The sequence below is a fragment of the Fortiea sp. LEGE XX443 genome (assembly GCF_015206815.1).
Classification (GTDB): Bacteria; Cyanobacteriota; Cyanobacteriia; order Cyanobacteriales; family Nostocaceae; genus Nostoc_B.
Genome location: NZ_JADEXZ010000026.1, coordinates 1 through 19,313 on the forward strand (window position 1 = coordinate 1; position 19,313 = coordinate 19,313).

17 protein-coding genes and 1 pseudogene are annotated in these 19,313 nt (G+C 38.4%); 13 read left to right on the forward strand and 5 right to left on the reverse strand.

Going from position 1 to position 19,313, the window contains the following annotated elements; translation table 11 throughout:
• From IQ259_RS12085 to IQ259_RS12100, 4 genes and pseudogenes are all read left to right on the forward strand, one after another.
• A pseudogene (locus IQ259_RS12085) lies at positions 1-196 on the forward strand (IS630 family transposase); the annotation flags it as partial.
• A gap of 356 nt (positions 197-552) precedes the next feature.
• Entirely contained in the window at positions 553-759 is a 207-nt protein-coding gene (locus tag IQ259_RS12090; RefSeq protein WP_228014496.1) for a hypothetical protein, read from the forward strand.
• A 37-nt stretch (positions 760-796) separates the two neighbouring features.
• A complete protein-coding gene (locus IQ259_RS12095) occupies positions 797-1,276 on the forward strand; it encodes a DUF29 domain-containing protein (protein WP_193884969.1) in 480 nt (159 codons plus the stop codon).
• A gap of 174 nt (positions 1,277-1,450) precedes the next feature.
• A complete protein-coding gene (locus tag IQ259_RS12100) occupies positions 1,451-1,651 on the forward strand; it encodes a hypothetical protein (protein ID WP_193884970.1) in 201 nt (66 codons plus the stop codon).
• Positions 1,652-2,061: 410 nt separating this feature from the next.
• On the opposite strand, the gene IQ259_RS12105 is transcribed toward IQ259_RS12100, so the two are convergent.
• On the reverse strand, positions 2,062-2,736 hold the full coding sequence (locus IQ259_RS12105) for a GntR family transcriptional regulator (RefSeq protein ID WP_193884971.1): 675 nt from the start codon (positions 2,734-2,736) through the stop codon (positions 2,062-2,064).
• An 87-nt stretch (positions 2,737-2,823) separates the two neighbouring features.
• Here IQ259_RS12105 and IQ259_RS12110 point away from each other — a divergent pair, with 87 nt between their 5' ends.
• A complete protein-coding gene (locus tag IQ259_RS12110) occupies positions 2,824-4,431 on the forward strand; it encodes a 2-isopropylmalate synthase (RefSeq protein WP_193884972.1) in 1,608 nt (535 codons plus the stop codon).
• Positions 4,432-4,677: 246 nt separating this feature from the next.
• Here IQ259_RS12110 and IQ259_RS12115 read toward each other — a convergent pair whose 3' ends face one another.
• Positions 4,678-5,052 carry a DUF4870 domain-containing protein gene (locus tag IQ259_RS12115; protein WP_193884973.1) on the reverse strand — a complete coding sequence of 125 codons (375 nt, stop codon included), beginning with the start codon at positions 5,050-5,052 and terminating at the stop codon, positions 4,678-4,680.
• 515 nt (positions 5,053-5,567) lie between these two features.
• Here IQ259_RS12115 and phnD point away from each other — a divergent pair.
• The 3 genes from phnD to IQ259_RS12130 all read left to right on the forward strand — a co-directional run bounded on the left by phnD (position 5,568) and on the right by IQ259_RS12130 (position 8,977).
• Positions 5,568-6,449 (forward strand): phosphate/phosphite/phosphonate ABC transporter substrate-binding protein, encoded by an 882-nt coding sequence (phnD, locus tag IQ259_RS12120; protein WP_193884974.1) that lies wholly within the window; start codon positions 5,568-5,570, stop codon positions 6,447-6,449.
• Between the two features lie 23 nt (positions 6,450-6,472).
• On the forward strand, positions 6,473-8,332 hold the full coding sequence (locus IQ259_RS12125; protein ID WP_193884976.1) for a sensor histidine kinase: 1,860 nt from the start codon (positions 6,473-6,475) through the stop codon (positions 8,330-8,332).
• A 342-nt stretch (positions 8,333-8,674) separates the two neighbouring features.
• Complete coding sequence (locus IQ259_RS12130; protein ID WP_193884977.1) at positions 8,675-8,977, forward strand: hypothetical protein; 303 nt, start codon at positions 8,675-8,677, stop codon at positions 8,975-8,977.
• A gap of 34 nt (positions 8,978-9,011) precedes the next feature.
• On the opposite strand, the gene IQ259_RS12135 is transcribed toward IQ259_RS12130, so the two are convergent.
• Complete coding sequence (locus IQ259_RS12135) at positions 9,012-9,680, reverse strand: class I SAM-dependent methyltransferase (protein WP_193885058.1); 669 nt, start codon at positions 9,678-9,680, stop codon at positions 9,012-9,014.
• Positions 9,681-9,846: 166 nt separating this feature from the next.
• Here IQ259_RS12135 and IQ259_RS12140 point away from each other — a divergent pair, with 166 nt between their 5' ends.
• The gene (locus tag IQ259_RS12140) at positions 9,847-10,926 is read left to right on the forward strand and encodes a tetratricopeptide repeat protein (RefSeq protein WP_193884978.1); all 1,080 of its coding nucleotides are present in this window, start codon (positions 9,847-9,849) and stop codon (positions 10,924-10,926) included.
• An 81-nt stretch (positions 10,927-11,007) separates the two neighbouring features.
• Here the strand turns inward: IQ259_RS12140 and IQ259_RS12145 are convergent, their stop codons facing one another.
• Positions 11,008-11,730 (reverse strand): phosphoribosyltransferase, encoded by a 723-nt coding sequence (locus IQ259_RS12145; RefSeq protein ID WP_193884979.1) that lies wholly within the window; start codon positions 11,728-11,730, stop codon positions 11,008-11,010.
• Between the two features lie 147 nt (positions 11,731-11,877).
• Here IQ259_RS12145 and IQ259_RS12150 point away from each other — a divergent pair, with 147 nt between their 5' ends.
• The 4 genes from IQ259_RS12150 to obgE all read left to right on the forward strand — a co-directional run bounded on the left by IQ259_RS12150 (position 11,878) and on the right by obgE (position 15,488).
• Positions 11,878-12,561 (forward strand): uracil-DNA glycosylase family protein, encoded by a 684-nt coding sequence (locus IQ259_RS12150; RefSeq protein ID WP_193884980.1) that lies wholly within the window; start codon positions 11,878-11,880, stop codon positions 12,559-12,561.
• Between the two features lie 341 nt (positions 12,562-12,902).
• Positions 12,903-13,442, forward strand: coding sequence for a GAF domain-containing protein (locus tag IQ259_RS12155; RefSeq protein ID WP_193884981.1), 540 nt, complete (start codon positions 12,903-12,905; stop codon positions 13,440-13,442).
• A gap of 231 nt (positions 13,443-13,673) precedes the next feature.
• Positions 13,674-14,345 (forward strand): Mo-dependent nitrogenase C-terminal domain-containing protein, encoded by a 672-nt coding sequence (locus IQ259_RS12160; RefSeq protein WP_193884982.1) that lies wholly within the window; start codon positions 13,674-13,676, stop codon positions 14,343-14,345.
• 114 nt (positions 14,346-14,459) lie between these two features.
• Positions 14,460-15,488 (forward strand): GTPase ObgE, encoded by a 1,029-nt coding sequence (gene obgE / locus IQ259_RS12165; protein ID WP_193884984.1) that lies wholly within the window; start codon positions 14,460-14,462, stop codon positions 15,486-15,488.
• A gap of 183 nt (positions 15,489-15,671) precedes the next feature.
• On the opposite strand, the gene IQ259_RS12170 is transcribed toward obgE, so the two are convergent.
• The gene (locus IQ259_RS12170; protein ID WP_193884986.1) at positions 15,672-19,205 is read right to left on the reverse strand and encodes a CHAT domain-containing protein; all 3,534 of its coding nucleotides are present in this window, start codon (positions 19,203-19,205) and stop codon (positions 15,672-15,674) included.
• Positions 19,206-19,313: the final 108 nt, after the last annotated feature.

Below are 19,313 nucleotides of genomic sequence, written 5' to 3' on the forward strand. Positions count from 1 at the left end.
CTTTGCTCCTAACTGCCCATCCCAAAATCCTATAGAAGATATTTGGTTACAAGCAAAAACCTGGGTTAGACGTTTTTGCGCTTTAATTCCAACATTCTCTCATTTAAAGTGGATGTTTGAGTGGTTTCTCCGAAACACTACCTTTGATTTTCTCTCTCTCCAGATGTACGGAGCTTTTTCAGAAATCAAATACTAGTCCTATACATCAAAACTATACAGCAATTCTCATTCTGAGAATAATTACTTGCTATTTAGTAATCGAGAATAAATTTGATGAAATAAAAGATTTAAACTAGGATTTCAGACTCCAAAACAATCAACACCTTCTCCTCTAAATCAGTCAAATAAGACCGCTTCAGCTTCCCCAACGATTCCAAAAACCTCTATACTTGTCCGAAATATTAACTTAGAAAAAGAAAAATGGTAAAACGGTAAATTGAGCGTCTACCATTTTTCATAATTAGTTATGGTTTTCGATTATAGTTAGTTTTGCCGCTCTAGGATATAACTCATACGGATGTTAATAAAACACAACTATATCAGGAAATGAAAGTGCCTGAATTTTGGCGCTATAATGGTACAAAATTAACTATTTATCTCTTATATCAAGGTGAATATCAAGCATCAGCAACTAGCGCGACATTTTCCATATTAACTAAATCAATGGTTTACGAGTTTTTAGCACAATGCAAAACTCAGGGAGAAACTCAAACTAAACGTGCTTTCCGTAAGATGTTGCAAGCACAACTCCAGCAGTAGTTAATCAAATCGCTCTTAATTTTATTAGATTTTAACTATGCAGACACCACCAAGCAAACAAACAAATCTCTATGAAACTGATTTTTATGCTTGGACTCAGCAACAAGCTCACTTACTCCGTCATCAACAATGGTATCAACTTGACTTGTCTAATTTAATCGAGGAAATTGAATCGTTGGGAAGAAAAGAACGTCAAGAATTACGAAATCGTCTCAGTGTATTAACTGGACATTTGTTGAAATGGGAATATCAACCTACTAAACGTAGTCGTAGCTGGTTAGCTACAATTCGCATTCAACGGCGTGAAATACTTAAATTATTAGGCGAAAATCCTAGTTTACAGCCTTACTTGGAGGCAGCACTTCAGGAAACTTACGAAAACGCCAAGGATTTAGCATCAGGAGAAACGAATCTACCACTCTCAACTTTTCCTCAGAAATCTTCGTATTCATTGGCGGAAATTTTCGCTGAAAGCTTTTATCCCGGCGAATCTGCAAGCGATGATTTAATGGAATAGTAGTGATCGCTTGTTTATACCAAAGATTTTACGGAAGCAGATAAATAACTAACAAGATTCTTTAAAATTTGATATGTTAGATAAATAATTGTATTGCTTGTCTAATTGAAATTCTTTAAGTTTATATACTTGATATTAATTTCCACCGTGTGCAATTTGCACCAGGAGGTTCCAATGGTTCACACTTTTGAGGTGTTGGTTGATATTAAGGAATATGCCGATCAAACCAACAATACCTATCAATGCGGAACGTCACGATACGAGATTAGCGCTGAGTCAAAAGAAAAAGCAGATGGTATGGCACGGGTTCAGGCCAGAAGTGAACATCCCAAAGGCACTGAATATGATGTTAGAGTAACCAGGCTACTCAGATAAATTACACCCTGGATTCAAAAATAAACTTGGTTCTCATTGTTAATTTAGTTCTGCTGATAGTATTTAAAAGAAACTTTGTTGTGCAGTGTTCCAAAAAATAGCCTTAATGTTTAGTGCAAAGATTTGTTGCTATCTTACAATTTTTGTTGGAGTTGCAGCAAATTAATATCTGCATAGTTGCGGGGATACTGCATAACTTTTTCGGTGTTGCATAAATGCGGGATGATTTTCTGATATTTATCTCTCAAAACCTCTTCTTCTCTACGAGACGCTGCGCGTTGGCGGAAGCCTCTCGTAGAGAATGCGTACTTTGCGTACTTTGCGGTTCATTATTTCATCCCTAAATTCAGCAACGCTACTTTTTCAACTAAATCAGCACAAATTAAATTCATGTAGCAATAATTTTTGCGCTATTGAGATTTTTGCAGCAAGTAATTAACTAACTGTTCGCCTGCGGTATCGATGTGGCGTTTTAATAATCGCACAGCAGTTTTTGTGTCTTGCTTTTTGCAAGCATCTAACAGTTGATAGTGTTCTTTTTGAGAACGTTCTTGGTAATCCATTTGTGCCATCTGCACACGCACATAGCGATCGCAATTTACATGCAGGTTTTTCACCATCATCAATAGTCGCGGACGTTCAGCGCTGGTGTAAAGTGCGGCGTGAAATTCCCAGTTCAGTTGCGCTAACAAACCTGCATCGGTGGCTTGATCGGTTGTTTCGAGAATTACCGCAGCTTTTTCTAAATCTGCTGTGCTTAATTTAGGGATTGCTAACTGCATCGCTTTCACTTCCAAAGCACTGCGAATTTCACAAATTTCTTGCGCTTCAGTGGCTGTCAGCACTGATACCATCGCACCACGGTTTAGATGCAGTGTCACCAAACCTTCCGCTTCCAATTGTCGCAAGGCTTCCCGTACAGGAATGCGACTCACTCCAAATTGCGTGGCGATTTCATCTTGTCTGAGAGATTGTCCTTCTTGAAAAATGCCGCGCAAAATTGCTTCCCGTAAGGCATCGGCAATTAAATCGGGGGTGCTGCGTTGTTGTTGCAGCACATTGGCTGCTAAATCATTTAAGTTCATATTTTATATTGTATACAAAATCCAAAAGATTGTATACAATATCCAAAGCTACAAATAAAAATTCCCTTAACCAAACGGGAGACAGTTATGAGCATTGCATCTCAAGCAACAGACAGAGTTATCATCTTCGACACCACCTTGCGGGATGGCGAACAATCCCCTGGTGCAACCCTGAACGTAGAAGAGAAATTAGCGATCGCTCATCAACTGAAACTCCTTGGTGTAGATGTCATAGAAGCTGGTTTTGCCATTGCTAGTCCGGGAGATTTTCAAGCCGTCAAAACCATTGCCGAACAAGTCGGGACACCAGACGGGCCAATCATTTGCAGTTTAGCTAGAGCCATTCGTCAAGATATTCAAGCCGCCGCCGAAGCTTTAAAACCAGCAGCACATCCGCGAATTCACACAATGATTTCCACCTCTGATATTCACCTGCAATATCAGTTAAAAAAAACCCGCAGCGAAGTATTGGCGATCGCACAAGAAATGGTCACCTATGCGAAATCTTTTGTAGATGATGTAGAATTCTCACCAATGGATGCCAGCCGCACTGAACCAGAGTTTTTATATCAGGTGTTAGAGGGTGCGATCGCCGCCGGTGCAACCACAATCAATATTCCTGATACAGTGGGTTACTGTACACCTAAAGACATAGGAATTCTGATTCAGGGAATTCGGGAAAACGTACCAAATATTGACAGAGTAATTCTTTCCATTCATACCCAAAATGATTTGGGTTTGGCAACAGCTAACGCTTTAGCCGCGATCGAAAATGGTGTGCGTCAAGTGGAGTGTACAATTAACGGCATCGGAGAACGCGCCGGGAATGCTGCACTAGAAGAAATTGTCATGGCTTTGCAGGTACGCAAACATTATTTCAATTCTTACTTTGGCCGTCCTGTTAATGCTGATGCACCACTCACCAACATCAAAACTCAGGAGATTTACAAAACTTCTTCTTTGGTTTCTCAATTAACCGGGATGCTGATTCAACCCAATAAAGCCATTGTAGGAGCTAACGCTTTCGCCCATGAATCTGGTATTCATCAAGATGGCATCATCAAGCATCGCCAAACCTACGAAATCATGGAGGCTGCATCGATTGGTTTGCCAGAAAATCGTATTGTTTTAGGCAAGCACTCTGGACGAAATGCGTTTCGTACAAGGTTGAAGGAATTAGGATTTGAATTGAGTGACGCAGACTTAAACAAAGCCTTCAACCGATTTAAAGAAGTTGCAGACAAGAAAAAAGAAATATCGGATTGGGATTTAGAAGTGATCGTTCGGGATGAAACTCAAAATCAGGTAGAAAGCGGCTTTCAACTCGAACACATCCAAGTGGTTTGCGGTGACTGCACATGTCCAACAGCAACTATTACAGTTGTGACTCCTGATGGCAAAATCCTCACCGATGCAAGTGTAGGTACAGGGCCAGTAGATGCAGTTTATCAAGCGATGAATCGCTTAGTACAAATTCCCAATCAACTAATTGAGTTTTCTGTGCAATCAGTAACTGGTGGAATTGATGCCTTGGGAACAGTAACAATTCGCTTGGCACATCAAGATAAGATATTTTCTGGGCAAGCATCTGACACTGATATTGTAGTAGCCGCGGCTTACGCTCATCTCAATGCTTTAAATCGTCTTTATCGTTATTTGCAAACTCAAAGAATCCCGGCTCAGGTGAGGGTGTAGGAATCGAGAATATTAATTGTAAGACTGACAATGTGATTGTATCAGTCTGCAATTTGATTGTATCGTCCTGCAATGCGATTGTATCAGTCTGCAATTTGATTGTATCGTCTGGCAATGCGATCGTATTGCCTGCATTGCGATTGTATCGTCTTGCAATGCGATCGCATCGACTGACTATTCAATTGCAAAGCATAAAAAAGGGATGATTCACTCATCCCTTTACCAACTTTATTAAACGCATAACGATTAGAACACCCGGAAAATAAACGGATAACGGAACGGTTCATCAGGATTGCTGAAGCAGTGTAGCAGCGCCCAAATTGTCAGTCCCCAGTGTAACAAAAAGCCAAAAGCCACAACAGGAAAGAACAAAAGTCCACCAATACCAAAAGTGAGCCAAGATAAAACTGCAATTGGTACTCCAATTAAAGTTGCCCAAAACCAAACATTGAAGTGAAAATTTATCGATTCTTTGGCGTTACTTTTAACAACAGGGTCATCTGAGATGATGTTAATAACAATGGGTACGCCAATCGAAAAAAATGCTGTACTAAAGAAAATTGCCCCATGACACAGAGATGATAGCAGTTTGCGCTTATCAGAATCGTATGAAGTTTGCATCCTGGCGGCTCCTCAATTTACTTTCTAGTCTTAATTTTAAAGGATAGTTGTTAAGTATTGTATGGCAGTTTACCGTACTCGGTAAATTTTATAGCAATCCTAACCGCTGAGATAAGTATGTTTATCCTTTCGCTAGAGTTTTAATTAAGCCAAAAAATTATAGCAATTTATTTTATAAACAGATGATAACCTTGGGTTAACATTGACAACGCATCAACATTTCTGCATTAAATATAAAGATATTTATTTAATAATTAGATTTTTTATAAATAAATTCAGTAATCTTACAGAAGCTATTAATATAGTTTCTAAATAATATAAGTGGTTGTATTACTCAAGAAATTGGGTGATTCACTATTCAGGAATGAGACATCTGCATTTATCAGGGATTATCTTCATTATTGTATTCTTACTTAGTTAAGTTAAGTCATCTACCACTTTTTTAAATCTTTTGTTTCTTTTATTTTGATTATTTATTGTTCGCAAATATTAAAATTTCACAAGTAATAATAATTATGAAACGCCGAAAACTGCTTAGTTATTCGCTCCTATTTTTATCTGGTTTTATAACAGCATGTAATTCGAGTAAACAAAATTCGGAGATATCAATAGCTGCTCCAAAAAATCTCAAATTCACAGTCACAGATGTCAATAATCTTAAAGAATTAGAAGAAGATTATGGAGAATTACGAAAGACATTAGAAGAAGTATTAGGTGTAAAAATTGAGTTTTTTTTAGTTGAAAACCGGACAGCTGCTGCATCAGCATTAGTATCAGGTAAGCTAGATATTGCTTTTGCAGGCCCTTCAGAATACTTAATTTTAAATGCGAGAGCTAAATCTATTCCCATAATCGGTGTCAAGCGTCCTAACTACCATTCAATTATTGTTGTCCGTGCAGATAGCAAAGTTAAATCATTAGCTCAATTACAAGACAAAACAATTGCTATGCGAAGCATTGGCTCAACTTCTGGTCATATTGGCCCAACAAAACTACTTATAGATGGTGGGTTAGACCCAAAAAAAGATGTCAAAATTGTCATGTTGGGGAATAAAGGACTACAAGCCTTAAACAAAGGTGAGGTAGATGCGTGGGTGACGGCATCTGATACATACAACAATGAACTGGCTAAGGAAAAATTGTCAGGGAAAGATTTTTCTGTAATAGTTAAGGGTTCGCTACTACCTAATGATGTGTTTGTTGGTAGTAACCAACTTACATCTGACTTTGTAGCAGATATGCGATCGCGGATGCTTGCAAATCAGGATAAACTAATTCAAAGTATTGTAGTGGCTGACAAAAAATTTCAAGGAGCAAGTTTGACAGCAGCAAATGATACTGACTACAACATGATTCGTGAAGTTTATCAAAAAATGGGAGAAGGAAGTTTTCTTTAGATAGTATTCAAATTCTTAAATAAATGAGCGCTGCTAAAAAAAATGGTTTTAAAAAAGTTTTAATCTGGCTATTTAAATTAAGTAATCACTGGAGCATTGCTCAAAAAATTAGTTATGGCTACACTGTAGCAGTTGGGATTACTTTTATAGGTGCAACAAGTGGTTTACTGTTAGCATACCATTACGAAACTTATGCCCATAAACAGCTAATTCTTGCTTATCAGCAGCAAGCACTATTAAAAGATTTAGAAAATACGGTAACTAGCGTCAGACTACATCCTCAAAGATTAGTTACCGTATTAGATAATTCAATTTGGCTAGAATTTGAAAAAAATAGATTTTTAGATGAAATCTCCCAAGTAAAGCAGAAAATAGCGGAACTAGACAATTTTATAAATATTTATCAAAATGATTTATTATTAAATCACGGAGATTTACATAATTTATTGCATAGTTATGAAAAAAGCACAGAGATATATACAAAGATTGTAAAAGATTTTTGGCAACAGATTGAGCAAAAAAGCTCATTATTACAAAAGAATAAAAATCAGCAACAAAAAATATTAAATTTTCTAAATATAGAAAAAACAACTAATATTCCCGTGCAATTTGAACAACTATCAGACGAGTTAACTCGGCTGATAGGACATGCTGAACTTCAAAAACAGTACGCAAATACTAGCTTTTATAATGCTCAAAAATTGCGAGTGAAAGTTATTGTAGGAAGTATGCTAGTATCAGTTGCGATCGCTGCAATACTCGCGCTATATACCAGCAATTTAATTGCTCACCCTTTACAAGTAGTTACTAGCGTTGCAAGGAAGATTACCCAAGAATCAAATTTTCAACTCAGAGCGCATGTCACAAGTAAAGATGAAGTCGGGACATTAGCTAGTTCTTTAAACCAATTAGTAGAATGGGTAGGAGATTATACTCAGGAACTAGAATTAGCTCGCCAAACTTTAGAGCAACGGGTAGAAGAACGCACCCAAGAACTAGAATTAGCTCGTCAAACTTTAGAACAACGAGTAGAAGAACGTACTCAGGAACTACAAAAAATACTGCAAGATTTAAAAGAAACTCAAGGGCAATTAATTCAAACAGAAAAAATGTCTTCTCTAGGGCAGATGGTAGCAGGTATAGCTCACGAGATTAATAACCCTGTTAATTTTATTTATGGTAATATTCAATGTGCTGATGAATATATTAAAGATTTATTGCAATTAGTAGATTTGTATCAACAACAATATCCAGAGCCAAGCTGTATCATTGCAGAAAAAATTGAAGATATTGATTTAACATTTATTAGTCAAGATTTATCTAATTTACTTTCATCCATGAAAATGGGAGCGCAACGAATTCGTGAGATTGTATTATCTTTACGTAACTTTTCCCGCTTAGACGAAGCTGATATGAAAGAGGTAGATATTCATGAAGGCATTGATAATACTTTATTAATTTTAAATCACAAAATAAAGTCAGAAATAAATATTATTAAAAATTATCATGATCTACCTTTAATTGAATGCTATCCAGCACAGCTTAATCAGGTATTTATGAATATTTTAAGTAATGCTATAGATGCTTTGACAGAGAAAGATAGTAATACAAAAAAACAAATTATAATAGATACATTAAAAATAAATAATAATTGCATCAAGGTTAGCATCAAAGATAATGGTCATGGAATTCCGTTAGCTATTAAGCATAAACTTTTTGACCCTTTTTTCACAACTAAACCAGTAGGTAAAGGAACTGGCTTGGGTTTGAGTATTTGTTATCAGATAGTTGAAAAACATCAAGGTAAAATAGAAGTGATATCAGAAGTTGGAGAAGGTACAGAGTTTGCGATCGCCTTACCAATAAAAACACAACTAAACTAGCATGTAATGTACTTATGTACAAAATTTGTATAAAATTTTTCATTGCCTAGTACTGGGGTTGTGGAGCTAGACATAATTTTAATGGAAGTACGCGATATGCTGCGCTCAGACGATGACACAAAAATTAGAAATATTGTTGTAAGATAAACTTATTGCGATTAATGCTAACCCTTGCAGATATTGAAAGTTAATTAATCAAGGGAAAGCTATTTTAAAGCAAAAATTGCGAAAAGCGCTAATAAATTAAGTTTATTGATAAATGTTTACATAACCTAGAATTACAAAAATCAGCTTTTTGTAGTTCTAGGTTAAAACTAACAGTCCCAAAATGAGCAAAAAACAATGTCTTTATCAACCAAAGTCAAAAAATATTGTAAATGGTTCTGGGATGAAAGCCTGGGAGGCGACTACGATGCTTGGGGTACTAGTACTTACTTTCTAGAGATTGGTTATAATTTATATCCCGTCAGACAAATAGAAGTTTACGAAAACGGTAATGTATTATTTTATGATGGTAGCCATTTTTCAGACAATTATGGAATGTTATCTGATAAACCGCTACAGCAAGAGGATATGCAAGAATTTGGGATAACTAGAGCAGAATTTGAAGAGGTATGGACTACAAAAACACCAATGAATAGATAAATCTTTGTCGTAGAGATAAGTCTTGCCGAATTTATCAGATTGAATAGTTACAACTTCGTTCAGCCGTCCAGTGGCGATCGCTTGATTGATAAACTTTCACCCCGACTAAACCCACACTAGTAACTAACTGATTCACCTCATCTAGTGTGAGTGCGGCGTGGAGAGAATCACGAAACAATTTTTGCTGATGCTGATTATATTCATTACCAATGTTTGCAACTAAAGCATTCATGGTCATTTCATCCACCGGACGCAATAAATCACGAATAAAAATACCACCGTTGGGTTTTGTGACACGCTTGATTTCTCGAAAAAATGGCAATGGATCGGGTAAATGGTGAACCAGACTATTGGAAACAACCAAATCAAATGCCTCAGCTTCATAAGGTAACTGTTTCGCATCCACCAATTCCAAGCAAATTTGCTGTTGCAAACCACCATGCTGAATATGTTGTGCCGCAATTTGTAGCATATTCTGGGCTAAATCAATCGCTCTAAATTGCCATTGGGGACGCATTTGGCAAATTAAAACAGGAATGCGGCCAGTCCCAGTCCCAGCATCCAATACTAAACATTGTTCTGTGAGACAAAGAGCGATCGCTTCCTTGGCAAAAGCAGTATTGACTTCGGTAAAATCCATTGCATCATAATCAATGGCTTCTTCCCAAGTGTCCATCACTTCTGGTTCTAACAGTCTTTTCATCATCAACCTCAGTGTTATGGCAAAGTGCTAAGTAGTAATCAATGCTGTCCTAACATCTCTGACTACATCTATAAATCAACATTACTAGAGTAATCATTCTAGATGAAAGATAAACATTGATTTTGGGAACACTTGATTTATTAGCCTATTTAACAGGAATTGGTCGATGTCAGACGGTGAATGGAAAAATAACTTCAAAAATACCTCTCCTGCGCCAGTACCTGCAACCAACTTCACACCAATCAAGCGCAATACCATTACCCATGAATTTGACCAAAATGTGCCAGGAGAAATGCTGGCTGAAGAAAACGACACTCAGTTATTGAAAGCATCTCAACTACTGCGCGAAGCAGTACAACAGCAGCAAGCTGGAGAACTAATAGCGGCGTTGAAGTCGTTGCAAAAATCTCTGGAGTTGTTTGAAGCAGTTGGAGATATACAACAACAAGAGCAAGCACTATCGTTATTAGCAGTAGTAACTTACGCTTCTGGAGATTATAAGAGTACTATTTCTTACGCCCAGCAGTGTCTAGCCTTGAAAAAAGAGATACCTGATCTATCTGTGCAGATGCAGGCATTTTCCCATCTAGGTAATGCTTACCGTCACCTGAATGACCATAACAAAGCCATCAAATATTTAGAAGAGTGTTTAAAAATCACCCGCAAGTTGCAAGACAAGCGGAGTCAGGTTGCAGCCTTGAATAACCTAGGATTAGTTTATAAAGCAGCAGCCAACTTTACACGGGCGATTGAATATCAAGAACAAAGCCTAAAACTTGTGCAGGAACTCCAAGATAACTGGGGTATAGAACAGGTACTGAAAAATTTGGGTAATGCTTGGTATGCTTTGGACAATTACCCAAAAGCGATCGCCTACTATGAACAGTGTGTCAAAATGGCACGTATCCTCAACAACCCTCGAAGTGCCATTCAGGTACTGAAAAATTTAGGCAATGCTTGTTATGCTACTAGTGATTATGGCAAAGCCATTATTTATTATGAAGAGCGTTTGCAACTAGCTAGAGAATTAAAAGATAAACGAAGTGAAGAACAATCTCTAGGTAGCTTAGGCGTTACTTGTGAAGCCTTGGGAGACTATAGCAAAGCAATTAAATATTATGAACAACGCTTACTCCTAGCCAGAAGTATCAAAGATCGCCGGATTGAAGAACAGGCCCTTGCAAGTCTGAAAGTTGCTTGCTACGCCTTGGGTGATTACGCTAAAGCCATGCAATACCAGCAATAGTCAAACAATTTTAGATTTTAGATTGATTCCACAGATAAATGTGGGGGTTTGTACCATTTAGGAACTATTGGTAAATAGTCATTAGTTCTCTTCTCCCTGCTCCCTCCTCCCTGCTTCCTCATCTCCCTCCCAGTCCCTCGCCTCTTGGAGATAAACTAGCGCTTCTTCAGTTTCTACTTGGGGAAATTCTGCATAAAAATTACTCACGCTACGGAATAGTTCTGGTGTTTCTAAAAAAATTATGCGATCGCACCACTGCTGCAACCAAGGCTGTAAATTTGGCGGTGCGACTGGCGTACATAACCAAACTGCTGCTGGAGAAAGCTTTTTCATCGCCATTGCAGCTACTGCCATAGTCATCCCCGTGGCAATCCCATCATCAACTAAAATTAAAGTCGCGCCTTCTGGATTTACGGGTGGACAAGCAGAACTAAAATACGCTTCTAAAGCTTGAGCTTGATTAATTGCTTGATTTAGTGCAGCTTCCCGCCAGGGTGAGGTATATTTCCAGCGACACAGCTTTGGTTCATTCCACAAAACATCCCCAGAAGAAGTTACTGCACCAATTGCCAACTCCGGGTTATCTGGATGACTAATTTTTTTAGCTACAACTATCGTCAAAGGACAATCTAAAAGACGTGCGATTGGTGCTGCTACTGGTATACCCCCTCTCGGCAAAGCGTAGACAATTGGTACAGGCTTGATACCAGAATCAATGGTTTGCTTGAGCAACACATTATGAATCACTCGCGCCAACTCTTCACCCGCCTGGGTACGATTCTCAAAAAGAGGGGTGTACAACATACTTTTCTTGAGCGCATTATTTTTATCATGACCTAAATTCGCTGCTACAATGGAACTCGTGCCAATTTCACTATTGAGCAACAAACAGACATAACGAGATTTTCCTAAAATTAAACATCAGGTGCCGATCCCAAGAAGCGTAGTTTCATGAGCAGCGACATTCAACTCAGTCTCTTTGGCGAATCTAACTTTGACCAAAAAGAACTGATTCCAACAGATGCCAAAATTCCCATCTCTTCGGGAACCTATGCCAATATGACTGAATTGGCACAACACTGCAACCAATGTCAGCGTTGTGAATTGGGACAAACTCGCACTCATGCTGTGGTAGGACGCGGTAATCTCAAAGCGCCAATCATGATTATCGGAGAAGCACCAGGTCAAAGCGAAGACGAAACAGGTTTACCATTTGTTGGTAGGTCTGGGCAACTGCTAGAAAAAATATTGGAATCTGTGAACTTGACTACTGAGCATGATGTATACATTGGGAATATCAATAAATGCAGACCCCCCAATAATCGGGTTCCAACTCCCAACGAAATGGCAGCTTGCATACCATATTTATTAGAACAAATTCGCTTAGTTGACCCTAAAATCATTTTGTTAACAGGTGCAACAGCCGTCAAAGGATTAACTGGCGAAAAAGCCGGAATTACCAAAATTCGCGGACAGTGGATAGAATGGCAAGGGCGTTTGTGTATGCCAATTTTTCACCCCTCTTACTTATTACGTAATCCTTCTAAGGAAAAAGGCAGTCCTAAATGGTTGATGTGGCAGGATATTCAGACAGTCCGTGCCAAGTATGATGAAATTAGGCAAAATATTTCATAAATACCAACTTAATCAAATTTCAATCAGTACTTGTAGTGATTGGCAAAAATGTTTCCTTGTTCAAATGCACGCCTTCACTTCTAGCATCTCATCAACTTCTGAAGATGAAAATAACAAAGTTTAAAATAATCTTGATTTTTTAAATCGAAATTATAAGTTATACAACAATTTTAGAATAAAAAGTTTTGTATTTTCAGATTATTAGAAATAACACACTTAAGATTTAATTTGATAACAATCAAATCAATAATATTCATCCAAGATAATTTTTTATAATGAAATATTTGATAAACTGCTATAGAATTTTTAGAGACTTGCCTTAACTTGTGTTTAGTAGAACTGTGCAAATTCATTCTTACCCAGAATTTGACCCCAGATCAAACAAACCTGTTGAACAGGGGTTGCGAAGAGTATTAGAGCGCCTTGTCATAACAATGCAGCGTGATGAATTAATTAGACAAACAACCAATCAACTAAGAGAATCGCTTCAGGTCGATCGCGTAGTATTATATTATTTTTATTGGCAGTGGCAGGGACAGGTAACTTTTGAATCCTTAAGTTCAGAGAAATATTCAATTTTAGGTTCCACAGGGCAAGAGAATTGTTTTACTGATGAATATGCAGCTTTGTATTTAGCTGGCAGAGTCAGAGCGATCGCTGATATTGATACAGAACCTTTGGAAACTTGTCACCGAGATTTTCTCCAAAGCATCCAGGTGCGTGCCAACTTAGTTGTCCCCATTTTAGTACCCAAGGGATTGTGGGGATTGCTGGTAGCTCATCAATGTCACGAGCCGCGTACTTGGTTACCAGCAGAGATAGATTTAATGCAAGCAGCCGCCAAAACTCTAGCCACCGACTCCAACATTTTAGGAAGTTAAGTTATTCAAACTGCTACGGCCAAGTTACGAGTATAAACATACTCCCTTTGGTTTAATTTTTAACCGAAAAGTATTGGAAGCGATCGCACTCTCAAAATTCCTGTTATCAATAAACTGCACGTAACTCACTAGAGACTGAAACTCAAAATCTTAAAAGCGTGTTAGCTAACTGTGCAATCAGCTACCTTCAAGGTAGCCTAGTATTGACAAGAAAGCTGGAGGCGTGAGTTTATGACTAGTGCCGTTCAATCCCCCTATACTAGCGAACAAATTGCAGCTTGGTTACGTGGACTGTTAACAATCGCTTGGGCAGATGGTGACTTTGATGAGCATGAACAACAATTAATTACCAGTCTCACCAAAGAAGAATTAGCCCCTAACTTGCAATGGGAGTCCTTAGAGGTAATTACACCAGAAGAATTAGCCGCCGTGTTGGGTAAAGCCACACCAGCCGCCGAAAATTTTTTACGTACAGCTGTCATGGTAGCGATCGCTGATGGTACATATTCTTCTAGCGAAGATCAAGTTCTGCATCAGTTCTGCCAAGCTTTAGAACAACCAGAGGATATTATACAAGCTCTCCGGCATACCCTAGAAATTCAAGACCAGTTAGTTCCTCCACCCGGTATATCCAAATTATCACCCCAGGAAAGACTCAACTCTCTACGCGATTGGCTAGATGGGCTAGATGTTCAAGACCCCAGAGTTGCCAGATTCTTATGTAAAATGATTCCTTCTCAATGTCCCTTTGAACGGGATGTCACTTTATTTGGACGTAAAATTGTTCACATACCACCTTTGTGTAAGATTAATCCACTTTATGAGCAACTTGTAGGTTTACGTTTTCGCGCTCTCTCCTATTTGGCAGATGATTGCGGTGAGGATGTCACGCCATATATTTAAGTACTGAGTTCTGAATGCTGAGTATTGAGTTCTGAGTTAAAAGTAAAGAATAAAGAGCTAAGTATTGATTAAAGAATTTATAATTTAGAACTCACAACTCAGCACCGTAAGAATATGAAATTTATTGATCAAGTAGAAATTGAAGTTGAAGCTGGTAAGGGTGGCGATGGTATTGTCGCCTTCCGCAGAGAGAAGTACGTACCAGCTGGTGGCCCCTCCGGCGGAAATGGCGGATGGGGTGGTTCAGTAATTTTTCACGCTGTAGAAAATCTCCAAACTCTTTTAGACTTCAAATATAACCATCTTTTTAAGGCACAAAATGGTGGTCGAGGTGGCCCTAATAACTGTACTGGTGCATCCGGTAAAGATTTAATCATCGAAGTTCCCTGTGGTACAGCAATTTATGATGCAGAAACTGATGAACTTATCGGCGATTTAGTTGAGCCTGAACAAACCCTGGTAATTGCCAAAGGCGGTAAAGGTGGGCTAGGAAATCAGTATTTTTTAAGTAACCGCAACCGCGCCCCAGAATACGCCCTCCCTGGTTTAGAAGGGGAAAGAAAAATGCTCCGTCTGGAGTTGAAACTATTAGCTGAAGTTGGAATTATTGGTTTGCCAAATGCTGGTAAATCTACCTTAATTTCATCATTATCAGCTGCGCGACCGAAAATTGCTGATTACCCCTTCACTACCCTTGTGCCAAATTTAGGTGTAGTGCGTAAACCCACTGGTGATGGTACAGTATTTGCCGATATTCCCGGATTGATTGAAGGTGCAGCCGAAGGTGCAGGTTTGGGACATGATTTCTTACGCCACATTGAGCGTACAAGGGTGCTGTTGCATTTAATTGATGCAACTAGCGATGATGTCATTAGAGATTACAATACAATTGAGCAAGAATTGCAAGCGTACGGACGAGGTTTAGCAGAACGTCCGCAAATTTTAGCATTGAATAAAATTGACGCAGTTGATAGGGAAACAGTTGATTTAGAAGCTTTATCTACGCAATTAAATCATCTTTCTTCTGCTCCTGTTTTTGTGATTTCTGCTGTAACTCGCACTGGTTTAGAGCCAATGTTGCAAGAAATTTGGCATATTCTCGACCAAATTAATGCTGTGGAAGCAGAGCAGGTGTTGAGTTGAATTTCATTTGATATAGTGCCGAATCGCAGTTAAATTAAAATAAAATCACAGATACATTCAGATAAATTATCTGGGTTTATCTGCGGTTAATTACTCATTATTCTGAATTATGTAGTAACAATAACAAGAGTGCGGCTTTTGAGTGCATTTTACCATCACAAATTAGCGATCGCCTACTCTCTCTTACCAAGGATTACCAATCATCGTAAAAGCAGACCAGAAAAAGGGATGAGTCAATTTTTTGTCGCCAAGTTCTACTAAGACTTCTGGTAAAGGTACATCACCACGAGCAGTTCTGAGTTTTCCGCTTTCTAACCGCACTTCGCCCTTCAGCATTGCTACTTGCGCTCGTCGGAGAGCTTCAACTTTGACAGGAGCTTGTTTCAACTTTTCGTAAAATTGGGTCATTAAACCAAAAGTACCTTCATCTGAGACAGACCATAAACTCGCCAATGCAGATTTAGCACCAGATTGCACCGCAAAGCCAGCAAAACCAAATTCTGCTTCTTTGTCACCCAAAGCTGTACGACATGCACTCAGTACCACTAGTTCCACAGGTGGGTTATTCCAACCGAGTTGACGCATCTGATTCATTTGAAGTTGACTATCCCACAATTGAATGTAAGAGTTACCGGCCACACCTGATTTGAATTCCCCGTGGGTAGCGAGGTGAACAATCCCGAAGGCTTTTTGTTGTCGTTGGGCGGTAAGATTTTTCAAAGTGAAGTCTTCATTTAAGAAAGCTCTACCAAACCAAAGCTTCTGAGTGATAGTAGTTAACTCTGACGGTACAGATGGTAGTGGGTCTAAGTTCATGAATTGAGATGCACCCATTCCCAAAACTTCAGCTTTTTTAATGTCAACATACTTGGTATCAGTTAGACTGAAACTAGGCATTAAACTGACAGTGTAGTTTTCAATTAGATACTGTTGACCATCATAAATTGCTGCTATGGGCATCGATCGCAAGCCCACATCCGTGATAAAAACTAGATTATTAATTTGCCGTTCTTGCAGATGAGAATTCAGTGGTGCAATTAGCCAATTGTATAGTAGTTTGCTAGGAGTAATGTGGTTTCTCCCCGAACCTGGATTGGTGACGTAGTTGGTAAATGTTTTATTCACTGCTAACAGTTGCGATCGCGTTACATTTACTACTTTCCGAATCGGCACACCCTTTCCTGTCAACATTAATAACTCTAAAATATCGTCGTCTTGTGGTGTGAGGTTTTGCTCTAGTAAAACATTACCCTTGACAGTTTTGGGTATAAAAGAAATGTAAATTAAAGCAGGTTTCCCACCTGTGGCAGTTTCAATATCTACTAAGGTATCACGAACTTCTTGAATAGTTTTCATCACAGGTCTGTCTATACCTAAGTATTCTACAAACTGGTTAGTAAACCTGGTATCAATTTTAGATATCGCCTTATCTATAGCTCCATCTACTTCTGTTTCTAAAAGAAATTTATTTTTTTCTGATCTTGTTACCTTGGTAGCAATTTTATCTTCTTCTAAGTTAACAAAATTATTGAGGTCTACAGTCAATAGATTATTTGTTTCTGGATTGAAAAAATTATTTATTTCTAAAGTCGGCAAATTAATTGGTTCTATGTCAGGAGGATTATTTGTAATTATTGGTGGCACTGATGAAGGAGTAACGTTGATGTTGATTTGTTGTGATACAGACTCAGAAACACCGTCACTAACTCTAACAGTAAAAGCTGGAATTTGACCAAAAGAACCTTGTGGCGGTGTGTACACCAAAATCGTATTTGCATTCAGAATTGTTCCTGGAGTAACTAAGGTTCCATTTTGGAAATTAAGAGAGCCAGACAATATCCCATCAAAAACTATGTTGTGATTATCATTATTTAGATCATTCAGATTGATATTTAATGAATCAAATCTAAATGTAAAAGACTGATTTGGTTGAATATTTAATAAATTTGAATTACCTGATAAAGTAGGAGGTGTATTAAGAGAAATAATAGAAATTCTACTAGGAGTGCCATCAGCAGTTCCTCCTAGAGGTTTTACTGGAAAAGTATTAACTGCTGATGTGGGAGAAATTTGTGAATTTGTACTATCTAGGAACAATATTCTGCTAATCGGATCAAAACCAACAGGACGAAACTGACTAACATTAATTGCTGCTGCTGTACCATTCAAGCTTGCATCGCCAACAATAAATGGGACGTTATTTATTCCTCCGTCATGCTGAATTTTTACAGCGCCAGGCTGATTAAATGCACTAGTAAAAATAGAATTACCTGTAGGCTGACCACGATCAAAAATTTCTCCCACTATCCTAACAGTTCCATTGGCTGAAATATTGACATCACCGCCTTGGGCAAAGAGTGGAATATTTTGATCGGGTAGATTGGATATAGCGACGAGCCGGATATTTCGGGCATCAAAACTCATAGCTGTGGTATTAATGCTTCCAACAGTAATATTGCTGCCAGATGTTAACGTGACTCCACCAGATGTAGCTATTCCCAATGTTAATGCTGCTGAAGTATCAATATTATTAGTTTTAATACTACCACCTGCTGTTAAATTGACTGCACCGGCTGTAGCAGTGCCAAAACGGCTGAATGCTGAAGTGTTAATATTGTTGGTTGTGATATTACCGCCTGCTGTTAACGTAACTCCACCTGCTGTACCATTAATTCTGTCAGCAGTCGTGATATTTCCAGTTGTGATATTACCTGTAGCATTAATAGTAGCTGCACCATAAGCAACAATGTTACCGATGCTCACAACATCACCATTGTTAACAGCCAAGCCAGAACCAACTAACTGCACCTCACCATTATTCACCATCACACCAGAAACATTCCCCGCACCACCACCAGTTAACAACGCTGGTAAAGAATTCGATACCAGATTATTACTAGTAGAATTAGGCGGTTGAATTTCCAAACTCAAAGGATTCCCCGGCATACTTAAACGCAGTATGCTACTACCAGGCACAGTAGCAATCGTCACGTTACCACCAGGTGCAGACAAATTCCCTGTACTGACAACTGTACCGGCAAATAAACTCAAATTACTCCCAGATGGCACAGCCAAATTACCTTGATTGAATATGGCACTGGCTACACTCCCATCAAAAGCGAAACTATTGGGTGCGCCAATCAGTTGGCTGTAGTCATTGCTGCCTACGGCATTTAACCAGTTATCATTTCCAAAGCCGAGGCGGTTGGCTGTGGTGGCTGTAAATGAGCCTGGGACATTTAAACTGGCATTTTGTCCAAATATAATGCCTGCCGGGTTGATTAAATATAAGTTGGAATTACCGCCACTGACTCTAATTAAGCCGTTGATTAAGGATGCTTCGCCACCTGTGACTCTACCGAGGATATTTTGTATTGATGGTTGCGATAAAAAGTTAGCTGTTTGATTGGCATCGAGTCCAAATTTGCTGAAGCTGTGGAAGAGGTTGGCTTGATTACTACTCAAACTACCGCCACTGATATTGATGTTATTACCCTGAGGGTCAACAACTGTACCTGTACCATCGGCGGGGGTGATGGTTTGTTGGGCTTTGGCTGCTATGGGTATTAGGCATAATAGCAATGCTATGTTGCTTATTGCTAATGTTTTGGCTGGAGATAAAAATAGTTGAAAAGCTGGCTTCTTTCCTTGAGAAGGGAAAGGAAAGTTGATTTTAGTTTTGCTAAATTTATTATTCAAAAAAAAAATAAACAACATAAATAATTGTAATTAAAATTTGATATAAGCCAATTTATAGTAACTTATATTATACATTAATTACTCCTTATTTTAAATATTTTTAAATATGAAAATTATGTATAGCAA